19 protein-coding genes are annotated in these 17410 nt (G+C 40.4%); 17 read left to right on the top strand and 2 right to left on the bottom strand.

Annotated features, from left to right (window positions below; translation table 11 throughout):
* Positions 1–215 precede the first annotated feature (215 nt).
* Genes DXC01_RS18620 through DXC01_RS18610 form a run of 3 tightly spaced genes read left to right on the top strand, consistent with a single transcriptional unit; the run spans position 216 to position 4229 of the window.
* Positions 216–1955: a helix-turn-helix domain-containing protein gene (locus tag DXC01_RS18620; RefSeq protein WP_118699593.1), complete on the top strand. Its 1740-nt coding sequence runs from the start codon at positions 216–218 to the stop codon at positions 1953–1955.
* Positions 1956–1972: 17 nt separating this feature from the next.
* Positions 1973–3115, top strand: a complete 1143-nt coding sequence (locus tag DXC01_RS18615) for a hypothetical protein (protein ID WP_022213795.1) — start codon at positions 1973–1975, stop codon at positions 3113–3115.
* Between the two features lie 16 nt (positions 3116–3131).
* The gene (locus DXC01_RS18610; protein ID WP_118699592.1) at positions 3132–4229 is read left to right on the top strand and encodes a hypothetical protein; all 1098 of its coding nucleotides are present in this window, start codon (positions 3132–3134) and stop codon (positions 4227–4229) included.
* A gap of 92 nt (positions 4230–4321) precedes the next feature.
* Here the strand turns inward: DXC01_RS18610 and DXC01_RS18605 are convergent, their stop codons facing one another.
* Positions 4322–5515, bottom strand: a complete 1194-nt coding sequence (locus DXC01_RS18605; RefSeq protein ID WP_022213793.1) for a sensor histidine kinase — start codon at positions 5513–5515, stop codon at positions 4322–4324.
* The gene (locus DXC01_RS18600) at positions 5512–6189 is read right to left on the bottom strand and encodes a response regulator transcription factor (RefSeq protein ID WP_118699591.1); all 678 of its coding nucleotides are present in this window, start codon (positions 6187–6189) and stop codon (positions 5512–5514) included. Before DXC01_RS18600 ends, DXC01_RS18605 begins: the two co-directional genes overlap by 4 nt.
* Positions 6190–6444: 255 nt before the next feature.
* On the opposite strand from DXC01_RS18600, the gene DXC01_RS18595 reads away from it, so the two are divergent.
* The 14 genes from DXC01_RS18595 (at position 6445) to DXC01_RS18535 (ending at position 17132) form a co-directional block, all read left to right on the top strand.
* A complete protein-coding gene (locus DXC01_RS18595) occupies positions 6445–7620 on the top strand; it encodes a TlpA family protein disulfide reductase (RefSeq protein WP_118254469.1) in 1176 nt (391 codons plus the stop codon).
* Positions 7621–7650: 30 nt separating this feature from the next.
* Positions 7651–7803 (top strand): CD1871A family CXXC motif-containing protein, encoded by a 153-nt coding sequence (locus DXC01_RS18590; RefSeq protein ID WP_005426325.1) that lies wholly within the window; start codon positions 7651–7653, stop codon positions 7801–7803.
* 7 nt (positions 7804–7810) lie between these two features.
* Positions 7811–8656, top strand: coding sequence for a 4Fe-4S binding protein (locus tag DXC01_RS18585; RefSeq protein WP_022213790.1), 846 nt, complete (start codon positions 7811–7813; stop codon positions 8654–8656).
* 70 nt (positions 8657–8726) lie between these two features.
* A complete protein-coding gene (locus DXC01_RS18580) occupies positions 8727–10091 on the top strand; it encodes a TrkH family potassium uptake protein (RefSeq protein ID WP_255420418.1) in 1365 nt (454 codons plus the stop codon).
* A 12-nt stretch (positions 10092–10103) separates the two neighbouring features.
* Positions 10104–10751: a potassium channel family protein gene (locus DXC01_RS18575; protein ID WP_022213788.1), complete on the top strand. Its 648-nt coding sequence runs from the start codon at positions 10104–10106 to the stop codon at positions 10749–10751.
* Between the two features lie 53 nt (positions 10752–10804).
* On the top strand, positions 10805–11692 hold the full coding sequence (locus DXC01_RS18570) for a putative ABC transporter permease (protein ID WP_118699590.1): 888 nt from the start codon (positions 10805–10807) through the stop codon (positions 11690–11692).
* A gap of 188 nt (positions 11693–11880) precedes the next feature.
* A complete protein-coding gene (locus tag DXC01_RS18565; RefSeq protein ID WP_022213258.1) occupies positions 11881–12102 on the top strand; it encodes a hypothetical protein in 222 nt (73 codons plus the stop codon).
* Between the two features lie 30 nt (positions 12103–12132).
* A complete protein-coding gene (locus DXC01_RS18560) occupies positions 12133–12651 on the top strand; it encodes a CarD family transcriptional regulator (protein ID WP_118699589.1) in 519 nt (172 codons plus the stop codon).
* The gene (locus DXC01_RS20390; RefSeq protein WP_147342120.1) at positions 12605–12892 is read left to right on the top strand and encodes a hypothetical protein; all 288 of its coding nucleotides are present in this window, start codon (positions 12605–12607) and stop codon (positions 12890–12892) included. Before DXC01_RS18560 ends, DXC01_RS20390 begins: the two co-directional genes overlap by 47 nt.
* The gene (locus tag DXC01_RS18555; protein ID WP_118699588.1) at positions 12871–14238 is read left to right on the top strand and encodes an MATE family efflux transporter; all 1368 of its coding nucleotides are present in this window, start codon (positions 12871–12873) and stop codon (positions 14236–14238) included. Before DXC01_RS20390 ends, DXC01_RS18555 begins: the two co-directional genes overlap by 22 nt.
* Positions 14239–14250: 12 nt before the next feature.
* The gene (locus tag DXC01_RS18550; protein ID WP_118699587.1) at positions 14251–14838 is read left to right on the top strand and encodes a cytidylate kinase-like family protein; all 588 of its coding nucleotides are present in this window, start codon (positions 14251–14253) and stop codon (positions 14836–14838) included.
* 122 nt (positions 14839–14960) lie between these two features.
* Positions 14961–15161: a helix-turn-helix transcriptional regulator gene (locus DXC01_RS18545; protein ID WP_118254447.1), complete on the top strand. Its 201-nt coding sequence runs from the start codon at positions 14961–14963 to the stop codon at positions 15159–15161.
* A gap of 4 nt (positions 15162–15165) precedes the next feature.
* On the top strand, positions 15166–16761 hold the full coding sequence (locus DXC01_RS18540; protein WP_118699586.1) for an AAA family ATPase: 1596 nt from the start codon (positions 15166–15168) through the stop codon (positions 16759–16761).
* A 119-nt stretch (positions 16762–16880) separates the two neighbouring features.
* Positions 16881–17132: a pyridoxamine 5'-phosphate oxidase family protein gene (locus DXC01_RS18535; protein ID WP_199705052.1), complete on the top strand. Its 252-nt coding sequence runs from the start codon at positions 16881–16883 to the stop codon at positions 17130–17132.
* Positions 17133–17410: the final 278 nt, after the last annotated feature.

Genomic DNA, 17410 nt, shown 5'->3' with positions numbered 1-17410 from the left:
TTCTTTAGTATAACATGGGAACATATAAATATCTATGATTACTTATGGGTCAAGTTAAGAGCTAAAGCAAGGGGTTTTACGACGCATTGGATAATATGAAATCGAAAAAATTACCATATTTGTCTTGGACAGATGTGGTAATTTTTTTGTGCATTTTTTGAAAATCTTTTATAATATTATTAAAGATTTATATACAGAAATGAGGTGAAGCGAGCGTGAGTTTTAAAGAATGTCTGAACGAGTATATAAAACAAATTCAATGCACAGGTAAAGAACTGGCTGTCAGTAGTGGGATTTCAGAGACTGTTATCAGCAGATATCGTAAAGGAGAGAGGACGCCTTCTGCTGACAGCGAGTATCTCAAAAAACTATCTGATGGAATCATAAAGATAGCAGAGACCAAAATGATTCAGGATTTTAATGCAGAACAGGTATTTGAGAAATTACGTAAAAGTCTGATGACGGGCCAAAAGGAGTTGCATTTTGACAATCAAAAAGTAAATTTGCTGCTGACTGAGCTGGACATTAATATCTCAAAAATAGCTGCTTTTATGCATTATGATCCATCTTATCTGTCCAAGATACGAAATGGAAAAAGAAGTCTGGCACATCCATATGAATTTACCGACAAGATCAGTACTTACATTGCGACAAATCGTAAAGAGGAAAAGGATAGAAAAAAAGTTTCTCTTCTGATCGGATGTAGAGAAGAAGAATTGACAGAGGTGGCAGAGTATAAAGAAAAGCTGAAATTCTGGCTGAATTCAGAAAAAGTACAAGAAATTGATTATGTCTCGGATTTTTTACGAAAAGTAGATGCGTTTAATCTGGATGATTATATCCGGGCAATTCATTTTGATGATGTCAAAGTACCAAAAGTTCCGTTTAAAATTCCGATGTCGAAACATTATTATGGCCTTGAGGAGATGCGGGAGGGGGAACTGGATTTTCTGAAACATACTGTTCTGGCAAAATCAAAGGAGCCTTTGTATATATGCAGTGATATGCCAGTGGAGGATATGGCAGCAGACAAAGAGTTTGCCAGAAAGTATATGTTTGGCCTGGCGATGGTACTGAAAAAAGGGCTGCATATCCACATTATTCATGACGTGGAACGTCCGATGAAAGATATGATGCTGGGACTTGAAAACTGGGTTCCTCTTTATATGACAGGCCAGATCACTCCTTATTATATTAAAGGTGTTCAGAACAAAGTCTATTCACATCTGCACTATTGTTCTGGGCAGACAGCTATGACGGGAGACTGTATCAGTGGTCATCATGATCTGGCACATTATTATCTGACCAGTCGTAAAGAGGAAGTAGCAGTCAGCAAAAAAAATATGGAATTCCTTCTGAAAAAAGCCAGTTCACTGATGGATATTTACAGAAAGGAACGAAGAAATAAGTTAAATGTTTTTCTGGATGAAGATATGCATAAGGAAGGGCATCGGCGGAGAGTACTGGCAGCTCCATCATTGGGAACGATGTCGGAACAACTTTTGGAGAAGATCCTGAAGCGCAATGCAATTTGTGGAAATGAGCGGAAGATAGTTCTGGAATGTTATACAAAGCAAAAAGAAAGTCTGGAAATGATCCTGAGTCATAGTACCGTGGAAGATGAGATTTCAGAAATCATTTCGGAAGAATATGAGAAATATCCATTGGTGCTTTCTCTTGCAGAGTGTTTCCTGGAAAAAGATATCCAGCTTTCATATGACGAATATCTTTCCGGAATAAGAGAAGCAGAGGCATATGCAGAAAATCACAAAAACTATACAGTCCATGTGACGCAGATGAAAGGTTTTCGCAATATTCAAATTACCTGCTTTGAAGGAAAATGGTGCATGGTATCCAAAAACAGAGCACCGGCTATCCATTTTGTTATACATCATCCGAAACTCAGATATGCACTGGAAAATATGACTTTGCCGATTCAGGACGGGAAGATGTAGAGAAAAAGGAGAGGAATATGAAACGGAAAAAAAGAGAAGCGTTTATAATGGCAGCTGTTGCAGGAAGTTTTGCGGTTAGTATGACTGGTCCGCAAGATATATGGGCACTGGGAAATAATGGAGGACGCTCATATAAAGTGCAGACTATACAGGACAGTTCAACGAGGAAAACCGCAGCCAGAGGTTATGTACCGATAGATTATACAGTAAGTGGGGATGTGACATGGTGTGGAAAGTGGCAGAGTGCTTCTGCTCCGGCACAGGTTTATCTGACTGCAATGAGTGCGGATCAGAACACGATATTTGGCTTTTATTCACCAGTGTCTTATGAGCATATGCTGGATTATTCAATGGGAGGTGTATCTTATAACCAGCACCAGGATGGTTGGTTTGATGCACAGACAATGGTGCCAATGTTACATTTTATGAAGGCAGAAGAATACTGTGATTATATGACAGAAAATATTCTGGATGGGAATCAGGCAGAATTACTCAGTCAGGCAGAGATTACACCGAGTCAGCAGAAAATGTTGGATGAATCGGCTAATTTAAACTATCAGCAAAATCAGCAACTGGTACAGGGAAGTGGATTTCAGGTAGATGGAAGTTATAGTGGAATGGCGGAGAGGACTTATGGACTTACCTTGGATCAGATACCGTTTCGGTTTACGATATTGACGACAACAAATGGAGTACAGCTTTCTTCGACAGCAGATATGATCTATACAACTGCACATACTGCTTTTGTCGCATGGGAATCGCCATTTACATTTTTTATGTTGACGCCGGAAAATGAATATGAAAACAGTTACGCGGATTTTGAGCAGTTTGTTTTGAATACAGCAATGACAGATCAGTTTGTGCAGGCCTTTATAGATGCAAGAACGCAGATCATGCAGTACAGTGGCAGTTCCAGTATGTCACAGATCGGAGATTACTGTCAGGACAGTGTCAGTGCATCGATAGGGAACGATTCTACTTACGATGCAGAACGTTTTACGGATTATATCTATTCACAGAACGATTATACATTGCCGGATGGAGAGCATGTAAAAATACCGACTTCTTATGATTATGTGTACGCAGATGATCTTGGAAATGTTTATGTATCTAATGGTACGGACCAACCGGCCGGAACCACACAGCTTTATCCAAATTGAAAGGAGGAACAGGAGCATGAAAAAAACAGCGCGCATAGGCAAAAAAGTAGTTACGTTTTTTGTAACAGCAGGTCTGGTGGCAGGAAGTGCCCTTCCAGTATATGCTGCAATGGTGGGAAGTATGGCAGTTGAAGAAAATACGGTTGTACAGTCAGAGTCAGAACAGATGCCTCAGGGAGATGTTATAGCATTGGATGATATAGGGATTTCTGTCCAGGTTTCTGATTATACTGCGATTCGCCAGGATGATGGATTTGTTTATATTTACGCGATGGCAGATGAGTCTATTCCTTATGTGATCATTGGAAAATATGATGCAGCGTCTGTTAACTTTGTGAATGAATTTACAAAGTATATGGCGGAAAACTACAGTGATCTGCAAGTATCAGAAGACATGGATACAGTAGAACTGGAAGGACGTATATTTACAAAAATTGGTTACACGTATACTACGAGCGGATATGTAGTACGTGACAGAAGACTTTTTTTCAGTGAAAATGATAGAACCTATATGTTTGGAACAAAAGAGATAGAGTCGCTGGGATATTACACAGGAGATATGCTGGAACAGGTGGCTGGAAGTATGGCTTATCTTGCCGGAGGTGACAGTGATTACGCAAATCATGTGGACAGTGAGCGTTCCGTGACAGGAGGCGCAGAAAAAACGCTGGAGGATATTCAACAGGCAGCCGATGATGCTGTACAGCAGGAACCTTCTTCAGCAAATAGTATCATTTCCGGTGGAACGGTTGGAAGTATTGTTGGAATTGCGGGAGACACTACAGAAGAGCATACAGATGGAAGTGATATTGTTTTTGATGAGACAAAAGCATCGTATAGTGGAACGTGGGTTCCGTTTCAGGATGGATTTCAGCTGTATCTTCCAAGTGATTGGAGTACGTATGAATTGACACAGGAAGACACAGATCAAGGCGTACTTTATATTGCCGGAGATACTTCCGGGATAGAAAATTCACCGGCAGTTTCCGTTGTCTGGGCGTACAGTGATGGGGCAGAAACATTGGAAGATATTGCAGCTGTAATTCAGAATAGCGATTTTCAGCTGGATGGTATTGTTACGATCAATACAATACTGACTTCATTAAGCCTTTAAAACCACTGGGGACAAAAACTACCGGGGACGGAGGTTGATGGTATTCAACTCCGTCTTCAGTGGCTTTAATATCGGCTCCGGTGGCTCTGCTCTTATAGAGGCAGCATGAGTGCGATCGTGCTGCCTTTCTCATTGCTTTCGAGCACTTTTACCTGTCCGCCATGCTGTCTGGCAATTTCGGTTACGAGGGCGAGTCCAAGGCCGGCACCACCCATGGCACGGCTTCGGGATTTGTCTACGCGGAAAAACGGGGCGAAGATTTTTTCCTGATATTCAGGAGAAATTCCAATGCCGGTGTCAGAGATTTCAATGAAAGCACAGTCTGCCGGATGAGGCTGTGAAGAGGCATCCAGAATGACTTTTCCCGGATGGAGAGTTACAGTTACTTTTCCTGAAGGATGGTTATATTTGATAGCATTTTCCACGAGATTATACACAGCACGGTAGAGAAGAAGATAACTTCCGGTAACAGTACAGTCGCCATCTCTTTGGATCAATTCAATTTGCTTCTGCTCAGCCACTGAAGCCAGATCACAGAAAACTTCCTCTGTAAGCTCTGCCAGCGAAATTGTCTCAGAGCGTTCAACCGTCTGAATACCGGTCATATCGAGAAGAATCTCTGCCAGATGAGAAAGACGCCCGGTCTGTTCCTGAATCAAGGAGAAAATCTCCTGGTATTCTTCTATGGAAGGTGTCTTTTTGCGGGCAAAAACTTCCAGATTTGTCTGCATGACGGCAAGCGGAGTCCGAAGCTCATGTGCGGCACTGGCAGAAAACTGCTTCTGTGCAGTGAATGCATCATCCAGACGAGAGAGCATTTTATTAAAAGAAGCAGTCAACTGGGAAATTTCGTCATTACTGTCTGGTATTTCCAGAGATTCTGAAAGATTCTGCGCCTGTATTTTACCAATTTTTGTACTGAGGTCATGCAAAGGAGTCAGTGCACGGCGGCTGATGAAATAAGTTCCAATACTGCTTAGAAGAATAATAATGCCGGTAGCGATCATGCTTCTGATGCGAAATAAGTCTTTGGTCGCCTGCACCTGATTGGAAAGATCCGGAAACAATATGGATGGATCTACATTGAAAGTGATTGGTGTGGAGTCAGTTTTATTAATCTGTACGATGTAGCTTTCAAGATTTTCCATTCCGGTGACAGCGGAATTACTGATGAAAAAATACATCAGAATGCAGGTGACGGTTACAAGCAGAGTGATGAGCAAAGTCAGCCGCCACTGCAGGGAGCGTTTCTTCAGTGGATTTTTTATTGTATGATTTTCTTTCATTTCAGATCCTCCGTCAGAATATAGCCCTGTCCGATCCTATTCTGGATCGGATCATTGCCAAGAGCCGTGCGCAGCTTTTTGCGAAGGGCAGAAATATGGACACGTATGGAGTTGCTGAAGCTGTTGACGCTTCCGTCCCAGATATGTTCGATCAGTTCTTCCGGGCCGATGATACGATTCTGGTGAAGCATAAAATATTCCAGCAGTGCGGTTTCCTTCCGGGTGAGAGAAAGTTCTTCGTTGTTGATGCTGGCTTTTCTTGTACGGGTATCAAAGGTGATACGTCCGCATTTCAGGCAGATATTTTCCTGAATAAATTTTCGCCGTGTCAGGCTGCGGATCCGGGCTTCCAGTTCCTCGAAGTGAAAAGGCTTTGTCAGATAGTCATTTGCTCCAAGATCAAGTCCTTCTACTTTGTCCTGGATCTGTCCTCTGGCGGAAAGGATCAGAACAGGTGTGAAGGAGTTTATTTCCCGGAACTGCCGCAGGATTTCCAGACCATCTATGCCGGGAAGATTCAGATCCAGAAGAATCAGATCATAATTTTCGGTCAGGCACAATTCCAGTCCCTCATTTCCATCAAAACAGGTATCTGTTTCGTATCCATTCAGGCGAAGTCCCTCTGCAATCGAGCAGCAGAGCTGTTCTTCGTCTTCTATTACTAATATGTGCATAAGAAATCTCCTTTGTCAAATATGATGTCGGGGTTAAAATGCTTATAGTGAAACTCTGATATTATCATATCATGTTCCATATAAAATTCCCGTAAAAAATACAGGAATAAAAAGAAATTTTGATTTTTTTGATTTCTTAACAGAGATTTTATAGACAGGATGATATAATACGGTTACAGTAATCAAAGCGTGTATAATAAAAACACAAAACGATTTATAAATTACAGGACAAATATGAAGGGAGATATAAATATCATGAAATTCAGAATGAAAAAAATAACAGCACTTATGGCAGCAGCAGTATTGGGAGTATCTACATTTGGAAGTGTATCAGTAATGGCAGCAGAAAGTACAGAAGCAATGGCGGTTCCGGCAGACCAAGCCGGAATGGTAGTTGATGGTGATGCAGCTGCTGCAGAAGGGGATGCAATTCCGTCTGATTTTATACAGGGTACTTTTAAACCATCTGAGACAACTGTGCAGGCACAGGATTCTTATGAGTATCCATTCCTTGGACTTAACATGAAACTTCCGGAGGAACTGCTTAAACAGATAAAAGCGCAGACCATTGCGATGATCACAAATGAAGTATGGAATGACAATGCAGATGCAATTAAATATGCATATATAAGCTGGAGCGAAATGACCGAGGAGCAGAAAGAGGCAGAGGTTGACAAGATGGGAACAGCATATGATGACTGGTACAATAGTCTTGCAAAAGTTGGAGCGATTGGAATCTATGACGAAGATTCTGAGAAAGAACTGGATAAGATCACAGGCTGCACAGAACACAAAGAAATCGGAAGCAGCAGTGATGGAAAGTATAAATATTATCTGAGCACTAATAAAGATGCAGATGAATCCCTGAAAAAAGAAGTGGAAGAAATTGATGTGACACTCACAGAGATGACACCATTCCAGAAGCTTTCCGCATTTGACCAGCCACAGGAGACAAGCAATGAAGGTGATTCTACAACTGTAGGCAAGTTTGAGACAAAAGGCGTTGATGGAAAAGATTATACAGAAAAAGTATTCAGCGATTATGATCTTACACTTGTGAATGTTTTTACTACCTGGTGTTCTCCATGTGTAAATGAGATTCCGGAGCTGGAAAAACTCTATGAAGAGATGAAGGAAAAAGGTGTTGGAGTTGTCGGTGTCGTTCTTGATACAGTGAGTGATGATGCCAAACAGAATGAGGATACAGTGAAAAAAGCCGGTGTTCTTCAGGAAAAGACAAAAGCCTCCTATCCGTTCCTGGTCCCGGATTCAACAATGATGAATGGACGTTTAAATGGTATCTCTGCTTTCCCGGAAACATTCTTTGTTGACAAAGAAGGAAATATTGTAGGAGAAACCTATTCAGGAAGCCATACACTGGACGAATGGAAAGAAATCGTAGAAAAAGAACTCAAGAACATTTCTAAATAATAAAGCGATTTTGACAGAAAGATAAGAAAAATGATGAAAAAAATAACAGATTCAAAGTGGATAGGTCCTGCGCTGGCGATTCTGGGAATCCTCTTGATGATATTTGGAATTTACCGGGGCGAAGTGGATGTAGTCTTTACAAAGGCAATTAATATCTGTATGGAGTGTATTGGAATTGGATAACAAAAAAATGAAAATTAATGAGTGGCCGCGCCATGGGATTCAGGCCCTGTGGGCGGCGCTTACAAACAGTCATGTTTCCGGATTTGTGACTGGAAAGATTTATACCGGAAAATTGAAAAATGTATGTGTTCCGGGGCTGAACTGCTATTCCTGCCCCGGGGCCACAGGTGCCTGTCCTATTGGTTCCTTTCAGGCAGTGATCGGTAGCTGGAATTTCAAAATGGCATATTATATAGTTGGATTTCTGATTTTTATCGGAGCTCTGCTGGGAAGACTTGTCTGTGGATTCCTCTGTCCGTTTGGACTGATCCAGGATCTTTTGAATAAGATTCCTTTTCCCAAAAAGATTCGGACATTCAGGGGAGATAAGCTGCTTCGTAAACTGAAATATGTGATTCTTCTGGTGTTTGTAGTTTTGATGCCATTATTTGTGGTGGATATTATGGGGCAGGGCTCCCCTTATTTCTGTAAGCTGATCTGTCCGGCAGGTACGCTGGAAGGCGGGCTTCCACTGGTGCTTTTGAATAAATCCATGCGCAGTGCAGTGGGATGGCTCTATGTGTGGAAGAATACGATCCTGGTGATCACAATCATACTCTCCATTATCATTTATCGGCCGTTCTGTAAATATATCTGTCCGTTGGGTGCTTTTTATTCTGTATTTAATAAAGTTTCTGTTTTCCGTTATCGAGTGGATGCAGAAAAATGCGTTCACTGTGGAAAATGTGCAAAAGCATGTCAGATGGAAGTAAATCCGGTGGAAAACCCGAACAGCTTAGAATGTATTCGCTGTGGAAGATGTAAAAAGATCTGTCCGACACAGGCAATTCAGTGTGGGACAAAAAGAAAATGAAATTTTTATATGGGCTTAATATCAGATGATAATCAATATTAAGCTTGTATAACTTCTTTTTTGGTATATAATACTATTAAAATCAAAAAAGAGGAGATTAGTTATGCCAGAAAAACATAAAAGAAAACATCTGACATCCTTTCAGATGATTATTTTAGGTTTTGCAGGAGTGATTCTTTTGGGATCACTCCTGCTTATGTTACCCGTCTCATCTGCGGAGAGAGTTGTAACGCCATTTGATCAGGCACTTTTTACTTCAACTTCTGCTGTATGTGTGACGGGTCTTGTTGTGCAGGACACAGGAAGCTACTGGTCAGGTTTTGGACAGGCAGTGATATTGCTGCTTATACAGACAGGCGGCCTGGGAGTTGTAACGGTTGCCGTTTCGGTGTTTATGCTGTCAGGACGAAAGATATCACTGATGCAGCGAAGTACCATGCAGGATGCCATCTCAGCACCAAAAGTCGGTGGTATTGTCCGCCTGACAAAGTTTATTCTGAGAGGAACGTTTCTGATCGAAGGAATTGGTGCGGTTTTGCTTCTTCCGATATTTTGCCGTGATTTTGGAATAAAAGGTATATGGATGTCGATTTTTCATTCCATATCGGCCTTTTGTAATGCGGGATTTGATATACTTGGTACCGCAGATAACACTTTTGTATCACTGAGTGGTTATGCCGGAAATTTCTGGTTAAATATAGTGATTATGCTTCTGATTATCATTGGTGGCATTGGTTTTCTTACATGGGATGATGTTTATACGAATAAACTCCGATTTAAACGTTATCGTATGCAGAGCAAGATTATTCTGTTAACGACCGCAATCCTGATTTTTGTCCCGGCGATCTTCTTTTTTGTCTGTGACTTTGGACAGGTATCGATTGGGAAACGGACGCTGTTATCGCTTTTTCAGTCTGTAACGACAAGAACGGCTGGTTTTAATACCGCAGATCTGTCATCGATGACTGAGGTGGGACAGGCGATCATGATACTTCTTATGCTAATGGGAGGATCACCAAGTTCTACAGCAGGTGGCATGAAAACAACGACAGTGGCAGTCCTGCTTTTGAATGCGTTTGCGACATTTCGAAGTCGTGAGGATGCGGGGGCTTTTGGAAGAAGATTCGACAGTCAGGTAATAAAAAATGCCGCAACGATAGCAATGCTGTACTTTGTATTGTTTTTCTTTGGAGGAATAACCATCAGTGTTTATGAAGGGCTTTCATTGCAGCTTTGTCTGTATGAGGCTGCTTCAGCAGTAGGAACCGTAGGACTTACTCTGGGAATCACACCGGGGCTTCATATCCTGTCACGACTGATACTGATCGTGCTTATGTATCTGGGACGTGTAGGAGGACTGACCCTGATCTATGCGGTAGTGTCCAGAAGAAATACAAATGCAAAAATGCCATTGGAAAAAATAACAGTTGGATAAAGGAGAGAGAGCATGAAGAATATTTTACTTATTGGTCTTGGACGATTTGGAAAACATATTGCAATGCAGCTGAATGAAATGGGACACGAAATCATGGCAGTGGATATCAATGAGGAGCGAGTCAACAGAATCCTTCCTTTTGTTACCAATGCCCAGATTGGAGACAGTACAGATGCCAGTTTCCTGGAATCACTGGGAATAGGAAATTTTGATATCTGCTTTGTTACCATTGGAGGCAGTTTTCAGAATTCGCTTGAGACAACATCATTATTAAAAGAACTGGGAGCAAATCTGGTAATTTCCCGGGCAGAGCGTGACGTACAGGAAAAATTCCTTTTACGGAATGGTGCAGACAGAGTCGTTTATCCTGAAAAACAGGTGGCAAAATGGGCATCTATCCGTTATGCGGATGATCATATCCTTGACTATATGGAAGTAGATGCGTCTCATGCGATCTTTGAAGTAGCAATCCCAGATGAATGGATTGGAAGATCTGTTGGAGAACTGGATATTCGAAGAAGATATAATATAAATATTCTTGCAGTAAAAAAAGAAAGAGAAGTCAGTGTGACAATTTCTGTAGATACAGTTCTTGAAGCTGACAGTACGCTTCTGGTTCTTGGAGATTATAAAGCAATTCAGAAATTTTTCCACATCTGATAACAGTGAATTAACAGACAGGTGAAAGAAGTGATTTTTAGGGGGAGAGAGTCATGATTTTTGGAATGACATATTTTCAGATATGCCTGTATTTTCTGGTTTATTCTTTTGGCGGCTGGGTTGTTGAAGTTATTTTTCATGCGGTAGCACTTGGAAAGGTTATAAACCGGGGATTTTTGAACGGACCGGTATGCCCGGTATATGGATTCGGAGTGCTTTCTGTGTTTGCCATGCTAAACACAATCCAGAGTGGCGGGCATCAGATGAATGATGCAATGATTTTTCTGTTTGGAATTATCCTTGCGACAGCAGTGGAGCTGATCGCCGGCTGGCTGCTGGATGTATGTTTTCATGCAAGGTGGTGGGATTATTCAGATAAGCCGTTCAATTTTCACGGATATATCTGTCTGGAGTTTTCGCTGATCTGGGGACTTGCGATCGTTATGGTAGTAAAAGTTTTTCAGAAATATGTAGAAAGTCAGGCATCCCATACTCCGGCAACCTGGGAGTGGATCGTAATAGCTGTTTTATATGCAGTGTATCTGACAGACTTTATTGTGACGGTAGCAGTTATCCGTGGTCTGAACAAGAAACTTACCAAGCTGGATAAAGTCAGCTCAGATCTGAGGATCGTAAGCGACAAACTCAGTAATACTCTGGCAACGACCACGATCGACACTGCACAGAAGGTCAGTGAAGGTAAGGTACAGGCTGCACTTGCAAAAGCAGAACTCCTTGAGGCAACAGCCGCCCAAAAGGAAAAATCTATTGAAATGCTTCGCATGAAAAAAGCAGAGCTTCAGGCACAGTTTGATGAACTGTCCAGTTCCATCACAAACCATACTGTATTTGGCCAGGGTCGAATCATCAAAGCTTTCCCGGAGATGAAACACAGAGATTACTTTGAACTGATCCAGGAACTGAAGAAGAAACTGAAGTAGAGCTACTTGCATGATCGCGAAGGTGTTAAGCGGTGTAAGAAAATAAAGAATTCCTTTATTGATGATGAAAATATCGCCAGTGAAATAGTCTACACATAGTGGAGATATTTCATCTGGCGGTATTTTTGTAAGATAAATGACACGTATGTTGTCTGTTTTTTTAAAATAATCCAGAGGAGGAATCTTATATGCATGAATATGAAATTTTTATCGAAGAAATAAATCCCTGTGGAGGAGAGAAATACAGCAAAAAAACTTTGATCGAGGCCGAGGCAGCCAGCCCGGAAGCATATGTAAAAGAGAATGGAAGATTTCCTGTCCTGGAATCTGTGCGTAACGGAGAAGGAGACATTGTGATCGTAACAGGTGATAATCAGGGATCTTTTGTGCGTTATACATTTACAGAGTAGGAATTGTTTGGATAGTAAGGAGAGAATTTTGTGAAATATGAGATTGGAGATTTCGTCAGTAAGTCAGTTACAGGTGTGTGTAAAATAGAAGACATTGTATCTCTGGATCTGACTGGCAAAAAAGAGAACAAATTATATTATCTGATGAAATCTATAGAAGATGAAAAAGGGAAACTTTATGTTCCTGTTTCAAATTCAGATGCGATATTAAGGCTATGCCTGACAAAAGAAGAAGCATGGAAGTTGATTGAACGGATCCCGGAAATTCCAACAGCATGGATTGATAATGAAAAAATGCGGGAACAAAAATACAAAGCAACAGTAAAATCAAATGATCCGGAAGCATTAATTTCTATTATAAAAATGATTTATCAGCGGAAAAAGAAAAGACTTGCACAAGGGAAAAAATGTACAACAACAGATGCAAGATATTTTCAGATAGCAGAAAACCTGTTATACATGGAACTTGGAGCAGCTCTTGGAAAACCGAAAGAGGAAGTTTGTGAAACAATCATTGAGTATATCAACAAAGGCAGACAGGAAGCGTAAGAGAAATCCAGAAAAAAATCTGTTTGACTTTTGGAAAAACAGGAAATATAATAATCACAAACGAGTAGCAAGTAAGCGTAAATCCAGTTTACCTGCCACTCGTTTTTTATTTTACAATTTTATATTTGCCATGAAAAAGTGTGTAGCCTGTCAGCGTAAGTCCAGCTTATATGACAGAGCTACATTTTTTTGTGCAGAAAAAGGAGGAGTTGAAACAAAATGGCAGAAAGTAACAAGATGAAAGATATGCCAGTGAATAAGCTGATGATCCAGATGGGGATTCCGATGATCTTATCTATGGCATTGCAGGCAGTCTATAATATTGTAGACAGTGCGTTTGTAGGAAATATGAGAGTGGGCAGTGAAGCGGCATTGAATGCACTGACACTGGTATTTCCGGTTCAGATGCTTATGGTTGCAGTGGGGATTGGAACTGGCGTAGGAACCAATGCGCTTCTTGCAAGGACACTGGGGCAGGGGAACAGTAAGAAAGCAGCAAAGGTAGCAGGAAACAGTCTGTTTCTGGGAGTGATCATTTATGCAGTCTGTTTACTGTTTGGTATCTTTGGAGTGAAAGCATACATTTCATCGCAGACAGTAGATGCAGAAGTACTTGGAATGGGAGTCAGCTATCTGAGGATATGCTGCGTGATTTCTTTTGGAATCATCTTCTTTTCTTTATTTGAAAAGTTATTACAGGCAACAGGCCGTTCTCTTTATTCGACGATCGGTCAGGTGGTCGGAGCTGTTGTAAATATCATTCTTGATCCGATCATGATATATGGTATTGGACCGGTTCCGGAAATGGGCGTAAAAGGTGCGGCTTATGCAACCGTGATCGGTCAGGTGGCATCCGCAGTTTTACTGTTCATTTTCCATATGAAACTGAACAAAGAATTCGAGCATGGAATGAAATACATGAAGCCAGATACGGGTATCATAAAAGAAATCTATGCGATCGGACTTCCAGCGATCATTGCACAGGCACTGATGTCCATTATGGTATATGTGATGAACCTGATCCTGAAATTTAATCCGTCAGCACAGACAGCCTATGGTTTGTTTTATAAGGTACAGCAGTTTGTTCTGTTTCTTGCGTTTGGACTCCGAGATGCGATCACCCCGATCATTGCGTTCGCTTATGGAATGCGAAGCAAAAAAAGAATCCAGGATGGAATCAGATATGGACTTATTTATACTATTGCATTAATGATTCTGGGCATTGCGATCACAGAGATTTTCCCTGCTTCATTTGCCACACTGTTTAACGCAGGACAGTCGAGAGAGTATTTTATCAGTGCAATGAGAGTGATTTCCATCAGCTTTTTGTTTGCAGGAATCAATGTTGCTTATCAGGGAATCTACCAGGCTCTGGATGGTGGTATAGAATCACTGATCATTTCTCTTTTGAGACAGTTTGTGATTATCTTACCGCTGGCAGGAATTTTTTCTATATTTGTCAGAAACGGTCAGATGGGCGTTGCACTGATCTGGTGGGCATTTCCGATCACAGAAGCAATTTCATGCCTGGTAGGATATGTATTTTTAAAGAGGATCAGAAAAAATAAAGTAAACGTTCTCAAGTAAGGAGGAAGAGAGATGGCAAAAAGAATCATTACGATCAGCAGAGAATTCGGGAGCGGTGGACGTTTTATTGGTGAGGAGGTAGCAAAGAAATTAGGGATTGCCTATTATGATAAAAATATCATCAATCAGATTGCAGAAGAGTCCGGTCTGTCACCAGATTATATTCAGGAAAGTGCAGAGCTGTCCCCGAAAAAGGGGATTTTGGCATATGCACTTGCCGGACGTGATATTACCGGAAAATCTGTAGAAGATATGGTATATGAGGTACAGAGAAAAGTTATTTTGGAACTGGCAGAGAAAGAGCCATGTGTGATCATTGGAAGAAATGCAGATTTCATTTTAAAAGACCGGGATGATGTGCTGAATGTTTTTATACATGGAAATATGCCGGAAAAAATGAAAAGGATCTGCCAGCTGTATAATGTCAGTGAGCAGGATGCTGTAAAGATGATGACAGATACAGACAAAAGACGTATGACAAATTACAACTTTTATACAGACCAGAGATGGGGAAAAGCCAGTGATTATACACTGTGCCTGAACAGTTCGCAGCTTGGATATGATAAGTGTGAAGAAATAATCATGGAGTGTGTAAAGTAAATAACATTGTATTATACCCGAACGGGGATTGTTTATAAGAAATACATAAAATTATACCTGTTCGGGATTATTTTTGCTATTAAAGCTTGAATTTATACCCGCTCGGGATTATCATGATTAATATGAACAGAATTGGAAAGTATATAAAAGAAGAAAGAAAAAAGGCAGGTTTGACACAGGAAGAGTTTGCGATGCGTTCCGGTCTGGGACTCAGATTTGTGAGAGAACTGGAGCAGGGAAAAGAGACTGTGCGTCTGGACAAAGTAAACCAGGCACTGGCAATGTTCGGAAAAGAAGCTGTACCGGGAGAGAGGGAGGAGTGAAAGAATGGGTAGTTATTTGAACCCTGGAAGCGGTCTTTTTGAGATGGCATTGAGATCACAGATTTTTGTTGATAAGAGCGGCTTGATAGAAAAAACAAACCACTGTGTGCGGACACTTCAGAGATATATGTGTGTAAGCAGACCAAGAAGATTTGGAAAATCTATGGGTGTGGATATGCTGGCTGCTTATTATGACAGAAGTGTTAATACAAAAGAATTGTTTCAGAGTCTGAAGATCAAAAGTACCAAAGATTATGAAAAACATTTGAATCAATATGATGTTCTGAAAATCAATATGCAGGAATTTCTCAGTGCAACAAATGATATTGAGCATATGCTGAAAATGCTGAATGAATATCTGATTTTTGATCTGAAAGAGCAATATGGGCAAGTTCGATTTCGTGATGAAAAAAATCTGGTTCAGGTTATGAAGGATGTCTATAGTTACACGAAGCATCCATTTGTGATTTTGATTGATGAGTGGGACTGCCTGTTTCGTGAATATCAGCAGAACCAGGAGGCACAGAAAAAATATCTTGATTTTCTTAGATTCTGGCTTAAAGACAAAGAGTATGTTGCGTTGGCCTATATGACAGGGATTCTTCCAATAAAAAAATATGGCTCACATTCAGCTCTTAATATGTTTACAGAGTATTCAATGACAGATCCGGGAAATCTTGCAGAATATTTTGGATTTACAGAGACAGAAGTTCAGAAATTATGTGAAAAATACGAAATGAACTTTGAAGAGGCGAGAGCATGGTATAATGGCTATCATCTGATTTCGCATGAAGGTGGGACTAGAAAAGTTTATTCCATGTATAGCCCCAAATCTGTAGTAGAAGCAATGCAGAAGAGAAAGTTCGGAACATACTGGAATCAGACAGAGACTTACGAAGCTCTGAAAGTATACATTCAAATGAATATGGATGGGTTAAAAGATGCAATTGTTCAGATGCTGGCGGGAAGTAATATAAGAATCAATACAGGAACATTCAGTAACGATATGACAACTTTTGCGACAAAAGATGATGTGCTGACATTACTGGTTCACCTGGGATATCTGACTTATGATAATGAAAAGGAAACTGTAGAAATCCCGAACAGGGAAGTATCCCAGGAATATGTGAATGCAATCAGCACGATGGACTGGACGGAAGTGATTCGTTCCGTACAGACATCCAGAGAATTACTGGAAGCACTGTGGCAAATGGATTCCGAAAAAGTAGCAAAGGGAATCGAACAGGCACATAAAGAGGTTTCGATATTAACCTATAATGATGAAAATTCATTGAGCTGTACAATTAACCTGGCATTCTATTTTGCAAGAGAATATTATACAGTAATCAGAGAATTGCCGGGTGGTAAAGGATTTGCAGATATCTGTTTCATACCCAGAAAGATCCATATGGATAAACCAGCTGTTGTAATCGAATTGAAATGGAACAAAAGTGCAGAAGGTGCAATTCAGCAGATTAAGGACAAGCAATATATAGAGGCACTAAAAGATTATCATGGAAATCTGCTTCTGGCAGGAATTGATTATGATAAGAAAACAAAACAGCATAGCTGCATTATCGAAAAGTGGAATATGAGTTAAATGCTATGAAATTTAATAGCAACTTATAAATTTGCTAATATCTTCCAAATCAAAAGCAGATTCGTTAACATGAATACATCAGGTAAATTATCATAGAAAGAAATCTGGAGGTATATGCAATGTTAAATGAATCTGTGATCAAGGTATTAAAAAATGGTATGTGGGATCTGGCAACATGCGCGAATGGGGAACCGAATGTAGTGCCGGTAGCTTTTAAAGATGTAACCGACGATGGAAAACTGGTTGTAGGCGATGTTTTCCTTGAGACAACTTTAAACAACATCAAAGCAAATGGCGGAAAATTGCGATTTCTGCATATGATGCACAGAGCCTTGAGGGATATCAGATTAAAGGGACTGCTGAATATGTAACAGAAGGAGCAATTGTAGACACATTTAACATAATATATAACAAGAATTCTCCTACCTCTGCAGGTAGTGAGATGAATTGTAGATCTGAGCATAAATGCTCAAAAGAATTTTATAAATAAAAAAGAAAACACTTGTTCCTGTAGATGACTTGTATTATAATGAAAAAGAACATATTGTTCAGGAATAGCGATTGAAATCATTTGTAAACAGGTAGGAATAAGGTGAGGAAAATAAATCGGGCAGTAAAAGTAAGAATCTATCCAAATGCAGAACAACGT

This window comes from Blautia sp. OM07-19 (assembly GCF_003481595.1).
In the GTDB taxonomy this organism is placed as follows: Bacteria; Bacillota; Clostridia; order Lachnospirales; family Lachnospiraceae; genus Blautia_A; species Blautia_A intestinihominis.
The sequence above is the reverse complement of the archived record's forward strand: the minus strand, read 5'-3'. Positions and strand labels throughout refer to the sequence as shown.